The sequence below is a fragment of the Streptomyces sp. NPDC006208 genome (genome assembly GCF_040613775.1).
GTDB lineage: Bacteria > Actinomycetota > Actinomycetes > Streptomycetales > Streptomycetaceae > Streptomyces.
Map to the genome: position 1 here is coordinate 73,166 of NZ_JBEXSW010000001.1, position 12,968 is coordinate 86,133.

A 12,968-nucleotide genomic window follows, 5' to 3' on the forward strand; every position below is an offset into this window, starting at 1 on the left:
GAACACACTCGGAGCTGCCCGGCGGAACGCACACGGGTTCACACCGATGGCCCCTGGTGTCAGGCTGAAGGGCATGGACGATCTTCTCCGGCGACTGCGCGCCGGCCTCCCTGCCGAAGCCCTCATCACCGACCCGGACGTCACCGTCTCGTACGGGCACGACATGGCGAGCTTCTGCGACGCGGGCACCCCCGCCGCCGTCGTCCTGCCGCGCACCGTCGAACAGGTGCAGCACGTCATGCGCACCGCGACCGAGCTGCGGGTGCCCGTGGTGCCCCAGGGCGCCCGCACCGGGCTGTCCGGCGCCGCCAACGCCTCCGACGACTGCATCGTGCTGTCGCTGACCAAGATGGACCGCATCCTGGAGATCAGCCCGGTCGACCGGATCGCGGTCGTCGAACCGGGTGTCGTCAACGCGACGCTGTCGCGTGCCGTGGGCGAACACGGTCTCTACTACCCGCCGGACCCCTCCAGCTGGGAGATGTGCACCATCGGCGGGAACATCGGCACCGCGTCGGGCGGACTGTGCTGCGTCAAGTACGGCGTGACCGCGGAGTACGTCCTCGGACTGAAGGTCGTCCTCGCCGACGGGCGGCTGATGTCGACCGGCCGGCGCACCGCCAAGGGCGTCGCCGGCTACGACCTGACCAGGCTCTTCGTCGGCTCCGAGGGAAGCCTCGGCATCGTTGTCGAAGCCGTCCTGGCGCTGCGTCCGAAGCCGCCGGCGCAGCTGGTCCTGGCCGCCGAGTTCCCCTCCGCTGCCGCCGCCTGTGACGCAGTCTGCGCGATCATGGAGGGCGGGCACACCCCCTCGCTCCTCGAGATCATGGACCGCACCACCGTCCATGCCGTCAACAAGCTGGCCAACATGGGCCTGCCCGAGTCGACCGAGGCGCTGCTCCTCGCGGCCTTCGACACCCCCGAACCCGCCGCCGACCTGGCTGCCGTCGGCGCGCTGTGCGAGGCGGCGGGAGCGAGCGAGGTGGTCCCCGCAGAGACTGTCGCCGAGTCCGAACTGCTGCTCCAGGCACGGCGGCTGTCCCTCACCGCCCTGGAGACCGTCAAGTCGGCCACGATGATCGACGACGTCTGCGTACCGCGTTCGAAGCTCGGCGCGATGATCGACGGCACGGCCGCCATCGCCGAGAAGTACGACCTCACCATCGGCGTCTGCGCCCACGCGGGCGACGGCAACACGCATCCCGTCGTCTGCTTCGACCACACCGACCCCGACGAGTCCCGGCGCGCCCGCGAGTCCTTCGACGAGATCATGGCGCTCGGCCTGGAGCTGGGCGGCACCATCACCGGCGAACACGGCGTCGGCGTGCTCAAGAAGGAGTGGCTGGCCCGTGAACTCGGCCCGGTGGGGCTGGAGCTGCAGCGCGGCATCAAGCAGACGTTCGACCCGCTCGGAATCCTCAACCCGGGCAAGCTCTTCTGAGCCGTCGCCGGGTGCATCGCGGTCGCCGCGTGCACCCGCATACGCCCGGGACACGCCGCCGTTCTGCTCAGCCGTCCACATCCTGATCCTGCGGACGGTCGTCGGCCACGGTGGGGGCGAGCAGTTCGGCGAGAGCGTCGTCGATACCGAGACGCTCGGACTCGCAGCCCGGCGGAATCACGCGCAGCGTCCGCTCCAGCCACGCGGACACCACCTCGGACGAGGCCTCGAGCAGCGCCTCCCCGTCGGGTGAACTCAGCGCCAGGAGGATGACGTTGCACCCGTTGCGCTTGGTCGGCCAGAGCCGTACGTCGCCGTCGCCACTCGGCCGGAACACTCCCTCCACCAGCAGTTCACGTGCGAAGGTCCAGTTCACGGGGTGCTCGGAGTGGATGTGGAAGCTGATGTGCACGGCGTACGGGTCGGCCGTCCGGTAGGTCAGCCGGGTCGGGACGGCAATGCTGTGCTCCGGCGACAGCACCAGATCCAGCTCGAGTTCGCGTTCCACCACGGTGTGCATCGGAGTGCTCTTCCTTTCCGCTCGTCCTGCGGTTCTGTCGGCTGTTCTGCCGGGACCGGTGAACGGGTCCCACCTACGGAGAGCGGCTTCCCGCGCGGCGATGACGCGACTTCCGGCAACAACTTTCTGTGATCGGACAGTGACCGGAAAGTGGCCGTTCCGGCGGGACTGGCCCAGCGGCGCGCGGCGGTCTGATAGATGTGGAGCCCTGAATTGCGGCTCGAGGAGATACGGGACCACGGTGATGAGCGCCCCAACCCCGGCAACCGGCGACGGCAGCCCCACACCCGGCTACTACCCGGACCCGTCCATTCCTGGATATGTCCGGTACTGGAACGGCGCTGCCTGGGTGCCAGGCACCAGCAGGCCCGCGCCCTCCTCGGGCGAGGCGATGCCCGCGGCCCCCGGCTCCGCGGCCCACGCCCCGGCCGCGGTCGAGGAGACCGGCCCGGTCTTCCTCGACGAGGATCCCGGCCAAGCGTCCGCGCGTTCCGCGACCCCGTCCGAGCAGCCGATGCGTCCCGAGCCCGCAAGCGCCTGGCAGGCCGACGCGTCGCGCCAGGCAGGCTTCGGGGGCGACCGCGACAACCGCGTCTCCTGGGGCGGCACTGGCACGGGCGGGCAGGATCCGCGCCTGCCCGCACAGCCCGGACCGTCCGCACCGGCGGCCGATCCGCGCAACCCCGTCGACCCGACCGGCGGCGCCCTGCCCGGCGTGCGCTCGGTGAGCGCCGCCGCCCCCGGCGGGGGTGAACCGCCTGTCGACGGCACCGTCGCCATCCGCGCGCTGCGACCGAAGCCCGGCGCCGGGACGGGGGCAGGGGCCGGCACAGGCGGCGCCGAGGACGCCCTGAGCCGCAACGCCCAGCCGCCCGCCGAAAGCACCGTCACCATCCGCGCGCAGCGCCCCGGCACGGGCACGGGGCAGGGCGACGGCATGACCGTCCGGTCGATGACCCCCGGCACCCCCCCTGCCCCCGCCCCGCAGCAGCCGCAGACCCCGTCCCCAGCAGCGGCAGCGGACCAGCAGGTTCCGGCACAGCCGGCGCAGCCGCAGTCACAGGCGCCCCTCAGCAGCGGAGTCGGCGGCGGTGCGGCCTCCTGGGCGCAGCAGGTCCACCAACTCGGCCGGCCCGGCCCCCTGTCCGAAGCCGGCGAGCCGCCGGTCGTGCCCTGGAAGCCGCCGGTCAACGACCCGTTCCTGCAGGCCGCCCAGGCCCAGGCGGCGGCCCGCCCGGCATCGCTCGGCAAGCGCTTTGCCGCCCGCCTGGTCGACACGCTGCTGCTCGGCGCGCTCGTCGGCGCCGTCGGTGTACCGGTCTTCGCCCAGGCCCGCGCCCACATCGACGACAAGATCGAGGCGGCCAAGCTGTCCGGTGAGACGGTGACCGTGTGGCTGATCGACGGCACCACCGCGGTCCACCTCGGCATCGTCCTCGGGGCGCTGCTGCTCCTCGGTGTGCTGTACGAGGCGCTGCCGACCGCCAAGTGGGGCCGCACGCTCGGCAAGAAGCTGTGCGGCGTCAAGGTGATGGACATCGAGTCCCATGAGCCGCCCACGTTCGGAGCGGCGCTGCGCCGCTGGCTCCTCTACAGCGTGCTGGGCCTGCTCGTCATCGGCGTGGTCAACGTCCTGTGGTGCCTGTTCGACCGTCCCTGGCGGCAGTGCTGGCACGACAAGACGGCGCATACGTTCGTGAGCTGACCCGGGCGCCGTACGCCGCCCCGGAGGCGTTCCCCCGAACGCGCGCGAGCCGTTGCGGGGCCCTTCGGGCCGGGGTGCACTGCCCCCATGAGCAACGTTCAGCCGCCGCCCGGCGAGCCGCCCGAGGAAGACCCCTTCCGGAAGAAGCCACAGGAGCCGCAGCCGCCCCAGGAACCGCAGGGACCGGGGCCGGGACAGGGTCCGCCCGCCGGGTCTCCGTACGGCCAGGGCGAGGGCGGAGGCTCCCCGTACGGTGGCCAGGGCGGCGCCGGCGGTGCCGGGCAGCCCCCGCCGTACGGGGGCGGAAATGCCTATGGCGGTCCGTACGGCGGTGCGGACCCCCTCGCGGGGATGCCACCGCTCGCCGACTTCGGCAAGCGGTTCCTCGCCCGGCTCATCGACGTATTGATCATCGCCATCCCGCTGGGTCTGATCTCATGGGCCGCCGGCGGCTTCGACATGGCCACGGACGGCGACAGCTGGGACGAGATCACGAACCAGGTCAACACCGGCCGCCAGTGGCTGTGGTCGCTGATCTCCGTTGTCGCCTACGTCGGCTACGACACGTTCCTGACCAAGCGCAACGGTCAGACGCTCGGCAAGAGCATCATGAAGCTGCGCGTGGCCATGCTCAACGACGGCCGGACCCCGGACACCAGCGCGGCGCTGTTGCGCGCCACCGTGCTCTGGGTGCCCGCGCTGCTGTGCTGCTTCTGCGTCTGGTGGCTCGTCATCATCATCACGGTCATTGCCGACCGGCCCTACCGCCAGGGACTGCACGACAAGGCGGCCAAGACGGTGGTGGTCTCCGCCGCGTAGCTCAGCGCCGCAGCGATATGCGGCCCGCTGCGACCTGGGCCCCGGCGCGTGCACGCGGCGCCGGGGGCCGGGGGGTGAGCCCGTCCGAGGAGGTGGCGGAAGCGGAAGGGGCCGCGACGCCGGCCGGGGCCGAGGCACCGGCGGCGGTGGCGGTGGCGCCCTTCGTACGGGCGGCGGGGCGGGTGGCCCGGCCCATCGGCAGGGCGACCGCGACCAGCAGGCCGAGCATCATGGCGGCGACACCGATGGCGGCGACGGCCAAGCCGCTGGTGGTACGGGTCAGCAGCAGGAGGGCGACGGTCGACAGGACGACGGTGGCCGAACCATAGGCAAGCTGTGCGGCAGTCGGACGCGGCATGACGGTATCCGTCCTCGGGACAGGGTCAGGGGGAGTCTCAAGCCAGTTCGCACACTGGCAAAAGACTCTACGACGGTGAATGCCCGGGCGGAACCAGCAGTAAGCGTGACCTAACCCACGGTGCCGGAGCATGGGGGGGCGCACCGAATCATTCACACAGCCAACTCGTGAGGAATGTGCGCCGCTTGTCCGGATTCGACATCGTCCGGAATCCGGAACTCTACTCCTGCATAGTGCAGTTGGCCGGTCTAAGTCAAGGACTGTCTTTTCTTCGGCAACTCCGGTCGAATGTCGTCACTTGTGACGCGTCACCGCGCGCGGACAACCCCACATAGGTCCGTGGCGACGGGGCGCGGGGGAGGACACCATCAAGTGACCAGCAAGCGACGGACGTTCAGAGCGTCCGCGGTTCTCGTGGCCCTTGCCGCGACCACCGCGACGGGCGCGGCGTTCAGCACCGCTCAGGCCGACGGCCAGAAGTCGTCGGACCCGGCCGGAATAGAGCGGCGCGATCCGGCACCGCAGAAGGCCCATGTCGAGCACGACCTCGAGGGCCCGTTCAGCAAGCAGCAGGACCAGCAGCGCCAGGCCGCGCTCGAGCAGGTGATATCCGGCGACGCGGCCGTGCAGCAGCGCGGCGCGTCCAAGGTCGTGAAGCTCGACGACAAGAAGTACGTCGAGCTCGGCCGTGAGCAGACGGACAAGATCTTCACGATCCTGGTGGAGTTCGGCGACAAGGTCGACGACACCACGATGTTCGACCCGGACGGCCCGGAGGGGCCCGAGGCCCCCGTCAAGAAGTACGGCGGCACGCCCGGCCCGCTGCACAACAAGATCGCCAAGCCGGACCGCAAGGTCGACAACTCGACGGCCTGGCAGGCGGACTTCAACCAGAAGTACTTCCAGGACCTCTACTTCGGCACCGGCAAGGACGGCAAGGGCCGTAAGAAGGAGTCCCTGAAGACCTACTACGAGAAGACCTCGTCCGGCCGTTACTCGGTCGACGGTGGCGTCTCCGACTGGGTCAAGGTCGATTACAACGAGGCCCGCTACGGCTCCAACTACTGCGGCGACTCCAACTGCGCCAACGTCTGGGACACGGTCCGTGACGGCGTCACGGCCTGGGTCGCCGACCAGAAGGCCAAGGGCAAGTCCGACGCCGAGGTCAAGGCGGAGCTGGCGAAGTACGACCAGTGGGACCGCTACGACTTCGACGGCGACGGCAACTTCAACGAGTCCGACGGCTACATCGACCACTTCCAGATCGTCCACGCGGGCGAGGACGAGTCGGCCGGCGGCGGCGCCGAGGGCGAGAACGCCCTGTGGGCCCACCGCTGGTACGCCTACGGCACCGACGCCGGCAAGACCGGCCCGGCGAACAACAAGGCCGGCGGCACCCAGATCGGCTCCACCGGCATCTGGGTCGGCGACTACACCATGCAGCCCGAGAACGGCGGCCTCGGTGTCTTCGCCCACGAGTACGGTCACGACCTCGGTCTGCCCGACCACTACGACACCTCGGGCAAGGGCGAGAACTCGACCGGCTTCTGGACCCTGATGTCGGCCGGCTCCTGGCTCGGCGAGGGCAAGGACTCCATCGGTGACCTGCCCGGCGACATGACGGCCTGGGACAAGCTGCAGCTGGGCTGGCTCAACTACACCAAGGGCAAGGCGGCGACGAAGTCGACGCACACGCTGGGTGTGGCCGAGTACAACACCAAGCGCCCGCAGGCGCTCGTCGTCGAGCTGCCCAAGAAGCCCGTCACCACGACTGTCGTGAAGCCCGCCGAGGGCTCCAAGCAGTGGTGGAGCGACATGGGTGACGACCTCAAGAACACCCTGACCCGCTCCGTCGACCTCACCGGCAAGTCGAAGGGCTCGCTCGAGCTCTCCGGCTGGTGGGACATCGAGGCCGACTACGACTTCCTGTACGCCGAGGTGTCGACGGACGGCGGTGCCAACTGGACGCCGCTGGACGGCACGGCCGACGGCAAGGCGATCACCCGTGACGGCAGCGACTCGCCTGCCCTCACCGGTGTGTCGGGCGCGTACAAGAAGCTCGTCTACCCCCTGGACGCCTACGCGGGCAAGAAGGTCGACCTCCGCTTCCGCTACCAGTCGGACGGCGGCGTGGCGGGCAAGGGCTTCGCGGCCGACGCCCTCACGATCAACGCCGACGGCGCCCCGCTGTTCTCGGACAACGCCGAGGGTGACGACGCCGGGTGGACCGCGAAGGGCTTCTCCCGCATCGGTGAGTCCTTCACCCAGGAGTACGAGCAGTACTACATCGCCGAGAACCGTCAGTACGTGTCGTACGACAAGACCCTCCAGGTCGGCCCGTACAACTTCGGCTTCAAGGCGCCCAAGGACGGCTGGGTCGAGCACTACCCGTACCAGAACGGCCTGATGGTCTGGCTGTGGGACACCTCCCAGAAGGACAACAACACCAGTGCCCACCCGGGCCGTGGTCTGATCCTTCCGGTGGACGCCCACGCCAAGCCGCTGAAGTGGACCGACGGCAAGCTGATGCGGAACAAGATCCAGACGTTCGACTCGCCGTTCAGCCTGTACGCCACCGACCGCTTCAAGCTGCACAACGCGGACATCCCGCAGATGATCAAGTCGCAGAAGGGCGTCTCCGTCTTCGACGACCGCAAGGGCGTCTACTGGTACGAGGAGAACCCGACCGCAAGCGTGAAGGTCGCTGACACCAACACCAAGATCTCGATCGTGAAGGAGCCGCGCAGCGGCGAGACGATCACCGTCAAGGTTGGTCCGTCGACCAACTGATTGGTATCACCGCAGGTCAGAACGTGATCGGCCGTCGCCCTCTAGCGGGCGGCGGCCGATCGTGTTTAGGTGCGTCTGACGAAGTTCTTATTGACAGACCAGCTCACGGGGGAGTGGTTCCGCATGCCCGGCGGAGGTTTTTGCAAGTTGCCAGGCGGCAGTGTCGTGGTGGCGCTGAGCCTGCCGAACCCGGCCGGCGACGGCAGCACCGTACGCTTCCTGGTCCATGCGGCCAACCGCGCCAGGGCGCTGACACGGCTGCGGAACCTGGGCCTGCGGGCGGTCTACCTGCGGGGCAACGCGGAGCCTCCGACCCCGGACGAGATCACGGCGGTGCTGCACCACCCGGACGGTCTGCTGTGGCGCACCCAGCACGCGGGTCCTGAGCTGTGGCACCCGATACGCGCGCTGATGCGCTCCCCGGCAGCCGGAGCGTAGCCGGGTAGGGGCACGCCCCCGCGCAGCGCTACGCCACCACCGGCTTGCCCGTGAGTTCCACGCCCGCCGCGCGCAGCTCCTTCAGCGCGCGGTCCGTCGTCGCCTCGGCGACCCCCGCAGTCAGGTCCAGCAGGACATGCGTCGCGAAGCCCTCGCGCACCGCGTCCAGCGCCGTGGCCCGCACGCAGTGATCGGTGGCGATGCCGACCACGTCCACCTCGGTGACCCCGCGCTCGCGCAGCCACTCGGCAAGCGTCGCGCCGTTCTCGTCCGTGCCCTCGAAGCCGCTGTACGCCGCCGCGTACGCGCCCTTGTCGAAGACCGCGTCGATCGCACCCGAGGCGACCACCGGGGCGAAGTTCGGGTGGAACCCCACACCCTCCGTACCCGCGACGCAGTGCGCCGGCCAGGAGTCGACGTAGTCCGGCTGTGCGGAGAAGTGGCCGCCCGGGTCGACATGGGTGTCACGGGTGGCCACCACATGGCGGTAGCCCGGCTGGGCCTGGCCGATGAGGTCGGTGATGGCGGCTGCGACGTCGGCACCGCCGGACACCGCGAGGCTGCCGCCTTCGCAGAAGTCGTTCTGGACGTCCACGACGATCAAGGCGCGGTGCATGGCGGGTGTCCTTCGGTGGGCGGGTCGGCGGCAACAGGTTCGGACAAACAGGCGGGCGACGCTAACGAGCGTAGAGACTCGCGAGGCCGTACGGGAGAGGGCGTCCCCGCGGGCCGGGGCACGTGCCTCGTACACCTCCTGAGCCCCCGCTGCCCCGTACGCAGCGGCTCACACGTACTCCGTAGGGATGACGGGCTCGCCGCGCGAGAGCTGGGTCGCGGAGAGCGGCAGACCCGCACGCGCCTCGAAGTGCCGCCTGCGTGCCGCCTCCAGGGGCTCGCGGGTGACGCTCTCGCCGCCCTTGATCAGCTGCACCAGCAGCTGCCGGTCGGCGAGCGAGTCCGGGACGGCCCCCGTCCCCAGCACCTCGGCCTCTGCGACCCCGTCTCCGTCCAGCCGGCGCGCGGCCCACTTGCGGCCGCCGATCGACGTCTTGCCGCCCAGCGACTTCTTCGCCACTGCCTGCAGCGGGGCCTTCGGGTCGGCGGACCGGGCACGGGCGACGAGCTTGTAGACCATCGAGCAGGTCGGGTGCCCGCTGCCGGTGACCAGCTGGGTGCCCACCCCGTACGCGTCCACCGGCGCCGCGGCGAGCGAGGCGATCGCGTACTCGTCCAGGTCGGAGGTGACCACGATCTTGGTGTTGACGGCTCCCAGCTCGTCCAGCTGGTGGCGCACCCGGTGCGCCACCAGCAACAGGTCGCCGGAGTCGATACGCACGGCGCCCAGTTCGGGACCGGTGACGTCCACGGCGGTACGGACCGCCTCCGCCACGTCATAGGTGTCGACCAGCAGGGTCGTGCCGCGTCCCAGCGAGTCCACCTGCGCCTGGAAGGCGCCCCGCTCGGTGTCGTGCAGCAGGGTGAAGGCGTGTGCGCTGGTGCCGACGGTGGGGATGCCGTAGCGGAACCCGGCCGCCAGGTCGGACGTGGAGTCGAAGCCGCCGATGTACGCGGCGCGTGAGGCGGCGACCGCGGCGAGCTCGTGCGTGCGGCGCGCACCCATCTCGATGAGCCTGCGTCCGGCGGCTGCCGCCGACATCCGCGAGGCCGCGGCCGCGATCGCGGAGTCGTGGTTGAGGATCGACAGGACCACGGTCTCCAGCAGCACGCACTCGGCGAAGGAGCCCTCCACCCGCAGGATCGGCGAGCCGGGGAAGTACACCTCGCCCTCGGGATAGCCCCAGACGTCACCGCTGAAGCGGTAGTCGGCGAGCCACTTCAGGGTGGGCTCGTCGACGATGTCCTGCTCGCGCAGGAAGGCGAGCACGCCGGGGTCGAAGCGGAAGTTCTCCACGGCGTCCAGGACGCGGCCGATCCCGGCCACCACGCCGTACCGGCGGCCTTCGGGCAGCCGGCGGGTGAAGACCTCGAAGACGGAGCGGCGGTGGGCGGTGCCCGACTTCAGTGCCGCCTGCAGCATCGTGAACTCGTACTGGTCGGTGAAGAGCGCGGTCGACGGAACATCCACCGGCAGCCCAAGGTCCGCAGTGTTCATGACCATCATGCTAGCGCACATCTCGTCAGACTGACGAGATGTCCTTCCGTTCGGCGGGGCCGTTTGTGCGACACGGCCTCCCGGGTGGCAGCATGGGTGGAGTGACTGTGCCCGTAGAGATCGAACGACCTGAGTCGGCCGAGGAGACGTTCGCCGTCCCTGAACCCGATGTGCCCTGGGTGACGCTGGTGCACAACGACCCGGTCAACCTGATGAGCTATGTCACCTACGTCTTCCAGGCGTACTTCGGCTATTCCAAGGACAAGGCGCACAAACTGATGCTCGACGTCCATCACAAGGGACGCGCGGTCGTCTCCAGCGGCAGCCGCGAGGAGATGGAACGCGACGTGCAGGCGATGCACGGTTACGGACTGTGGGCCACGCTTTCCCAGGACCGCTTCTGATGGCCTCCCACTTCGAGCCGCTCAAGGGCGGCGGCGCTGCCGTCGCGCTGGACGAGGTCGAGATCTCGATCCTGCGCTCACTCGCCGTCCAGCTGCTGGAGCTCATCGGACCCGGAGAAGAGGCGATCGAGGGCCAGGACCCGTTGGCCGCCCTGTTCGCCGAAGGGCCCAGTGAGGCACCCTCCGACCCGGCGCTCGCCCGGCTCTTCCCGGACGCGTACGGAGGCCCGGAAGCCGACACGCAGGACGACGAACTGCTCGCCCGTTCCGCCGAGTTCCGGCGCTTCACCGAGACCGACCTGCGCTCACGCAAGCGCGACGACGCCCTCGCTGTGGTGCGCACCCTGGACTCCCTCAACGCCGCCGGCGACGGCGGGGCCGTGCTCGAACTCGGCCCCGACGACTGTCAGCACTGGCTCGGCGCGCTCAACGACCTGCGGCTGACCATCGGCACGCGGCTGGATGTCGGGGACGAGGACGAGAACGATGCGCTGTACCGGCTGCCGGACTCCGATCCGCGCAAGCCGATGGTGATGGCCTACCTGTGGCTCGGCGCCCTCCAGGAGACCCTTGTGGAGACGCTGATGCCGTGACCGGTGCGACGGTGCACGGCCATCGCCTGTTCGCTCAGCGGACACTCAAATCCGGATAACGATCGCGTCACCGCGGCGGCCTGCCTTGCGGTGTCGCGATTGTTTTGTCCGCTTCTTCCTGTGGCGTGGGCCACATCCGTCCAAGTGGATCAACATTTCGGGCGTGATAGATCTTCACGACCGCCCGGGGACGCCACCCATGTGCCCGGGGGCGCTTGGGCCGGCAGACCGCCGGCGGCACTCCATCCACATCCGGGGGGATCAGGACCTGATCCGCGGCCACGCTACGCAGCGGGCGCGGATCAGCATGGAGAAAGGCGCATCACCATGACCTCAATGCAGGTCGACCAGCACAACGACAGCAAAGAGGCCGCGGGCGCGGACGAGGGCTACCAGCGCGGACTGGGAGCCCGGCAGATCCAGATGATCGCGATCGGCGGTGCCATCGGCACCGGCCTCTTCCTCGGCGCGGGCAAGGCCATCTCGATGGCCGGACCGAGCCTCATCCTGGCCTACGCCATCGCGGGCCTGGTCATCTTCTTCATCATGCGGGCCCTGGGCGAACTGCTCATGTACCGCCCCGTCTCGGGGTCCTTCTCCGAGTACGCGCGAGAGTTCGTGGGGCCCTTCGCGGGCTTCGTCACCGGCTGGACGTACTGGCTGTTCTGGGTCGTCACCGGAATGACCGAAGTCACCGCGGCCGCCCAGTACATGACGTACTGGTTCGACATCCCGCAGTGGGTCTCCGCGCTGATCTTCACGATCGTCCTCTACGGCGCCAACCTGATCTCCGTGAAGCTCTTCGGCGAGCTCGAGTTCTGGTTCTCGATGGTCAAGGTCACCGCCATCATCGGCATGATCCTGATCTGCCTCGGCATCCTCACCCTCGGCTTCTCCGACGCCGGTGACACCGCGTCCGTCACCCACCTGTGGGCCGACGGCGGCTTCTTCCCCAAGGGCATCGGCGGCACCCTGATGACCCTGCAGATCGTGATGTTCGCCTTCCTCGCGGTCGAGCTGGTCGGCGTCACCGCCGGCGAGTCCAAGGACCCGGAGAAGACCCTGCCCAAGGCGATCAACACCGTCCCGTGGCGTATCGCCGTCTTCTACGTCGGCGCGCTGATCATGATCCTCTCGGTGGTCTCCTGGACCAACTTCGAGCCGGGCGTATCGCCGTTCGTCGCCGCCTTCGACAAGATGGGCCTCGCCGTCGGCGCCGGCATCGTCAACTTCGTGGTGCTCACCGCAGCGCTGTCGTCCTGCAACTCGGGCATGTACTCCACCGGCCGCATGCTGCGCGACCTCGCGCTCAACGGCCAGGGCCCGAAGCTGTTCACCCGCCTGACCAAGAGCGGCACGCCGCTCATCGGCACCACCTTCTCGGCCCTGCTGATGATGTTCGGTGTCTGGATCAACTACCAGTGGCCGGGCGAGGCGTTCGAGAAGGTCGTCTCCTTCGCGACCATCTCCGGAATGTGGGCCTGGATCATGATCCTGGTCTGCCAGATCCGCTACCGGGCGAAGGCGAACCGCGGCGAGCTGCCCCAGTCGACCTTCAAGGCGCCGGGTGCCCCCTTCACCAGCTGGTTCGCGCTGGCCTTCATCGGCATGGTCATCGTGATGATGGGCATGGACGAGGGCGCGCGGACCGCGCTGTGGCCGGGAGTTCCGGTGTGGGCGCTGATCACGGGCGTCGGCTACCTCGCTCTGCAGAGGAAGGCCAAGAAGTACGCCGAGGACAAGCTCAAGACGGACACCGTCGGCCGCTGAGCGCCGCCGGATCATGC

General features: G+C 69.4%; 12 protein-coding genes. 8 read left to right on the top strand and 4 right to left on the bottom strand.

The genetic code is table 11. The features are described from left to right. The first annotated feature begins 73 nt into the window (after positions 1–73). Positions 74–1,441: an FAD-linked oxidase C-terminal domain-containing protein gene (locus ABZ208_RS00345; protein WP_356907334.1), complete on the top strand. Its 1,368-nt coding sequence runs from the start codon at positions 74–76 to the stop codon at positions 1,439–1,441. A 67-nt stretch (positions 1,442–1,508) separates the two neighbouring features. Here ABZ208_RS00345 and ABZ208_RS00350 read toward each other — a convergent pair whose 3' ends face one another. After that, positions 1,509–1,961: an SsgA family sporulation/cell division regulator gene (locus ABZ208_RS00350; RefSeq protein WP_356907335.1), complete on the bottom strand. Its 453-nt coding sequence runs from the start codon at positions 1,959–1,961 to the stop codon at positions 1,509–1,511. A gap of 244 nt (positions 1,962–2,205) precedes the next feature. Here ABZ208_RS00350 and ABZ208_RS00355 point away from each other — a divergent pair, with 244 nt between their 5' ends. After that, entirely contained in the window at positions 2,206–3,666 is a 1,461-nt protein-coding gene (locus ABZ208_RS00355) for an RDD family protein (RefSeq protein ID WP_356907336.1), read from the top strand. An 87-nt stretch (positions 3,667–3,753) separates the two neighbouring features. Beyond that, the gene (locus ABZ208_RS00360; RefSeq protein WP_356907337.1) at positions 3,754–4,485 is read left to right on the top strand and encodes an RDD family protein; all 732 of its coding nucleotides are present in this window, start codon (positions 3,754–3,756) and stop codon (positions 4,483–4,485) included. A gap of 1 nt (position 4,486) precedes the next feature. Here ABZ208_RS00360 and ABZ208_RS00365 read toward each other — a convergent pair whose 3' ends face one another. Beyond that, the gene (locus ABZ208_RS00365; RefSeq protein WP_356907338.1) at positions 4,487–4,843 is read right to left on the bottom strand and encodes a hypothetical protein; all 357 of its coding nucleotides are present in this window, start codon (positions 4,841–4,843) and stop codon (positions 4,487–4,489) included. Between the two features lie 372 nt (positions 4,844–5,215). Here ABZ208_RS00365 and ABZ208_RS00370 point away from each other — a divergent pair, with 372 nt between their 5' ends. Then, a complete protein-coding gene (locus tag ABZ208_RS00370) occupies positions 5,216–7,633 on the top strand; it encodes an immune inhibitor A domain-containing protein (protein WP_356907339.1) in 2,418 nt (805 codons plus the stop codon). Between the two features lie 123 nt (positions 7,634–7,756). Continuing rightward, a complete protein-coding gene (locus ABZ208_RS00375) occupies positions 7,757–8,071 on the top strand; it encodes a hypothetical protein (RefSeq protein WP_356907340.1) in 315 nt (104 codons plus the stop codon). A gap of 28 nt (positions 8,072–8,099) precedes the next feature. On the opposite strand, the gene ABZ208_RS00380 is transcribed toward ABZ208_RS00375, so the two are convergent. Both ABZ208_RS00380 and ABZ208_RS00385 read right to left on the bottom strand, forming a co-directional pair. Continuing rightward, positions 8,100–8,687, bottom strand: a complete 588-nt coding sequence (locus ABZ208_RS00380; protein WP_356907341.1) for a nicotinamidase — start codon at positions 8,685–8,687, stop codon at positions 8,100–8,102. A gap of 168 nt (positions 8,688–8,855) precedes the next feature. Continuing rightward, positions 8,856–10,184, bottom strand: a complete 1,329-nt coding sequence (locus ABZ208_RS00385; RefSeq protein ID WP_356907342.1) for a nicotinate phosphoribosyltransferase — start codon at positions 10,182–10,184, stop codon at positions 8,856–8,858. Between the two features lie 92 nt (positions 10,185–10,276). Here ABZ208_RS00385 and clpS point away from each other — a divergent pair, with 92 nt between their 5' ends. From clpS to ABZ208_RS00400, 3 genes are all read left to right on the top strand, one after another. After that, entirely contained in the window at positions 10,277–10,588 is a 312-nt protein-coding gene (gene clpS, locus ABZ208_RS00390) for an ATP-dependent Clp protease adapter ClpS (protein WP_356907343.1), read from the top strand. Further along, positions 10,588–11,181 (top strand): DUF2017 domain-containing protein, encoded by a 594-nt coding sequence (locus ABZ208_RS00395; RefSeq protein ID WP_356907344.1) that lies wholly within the window; start codon positions 10,588–10,590, stop codon positions 11,179–11,181. The genes clpS and ABZ208_RS00395 overlap by 1 nt, the downstream gene beginning before the upstream one ends. A 327-nt stretch (positions 11,182–11,508) precedes the next feature. Beyond that, complete coding sequence (locus ABZ208_RS00400) at positions 11,509–12,951, top strand: amino acid permease (protein ID WP_356907345.1); 1,443 nt, start codon at positions 11,509–11,511, stop codon at positions 12,949–12,951. The last annotated feature ends 17 nt before the right edge of the window (positions 12,952–12,968 follow it).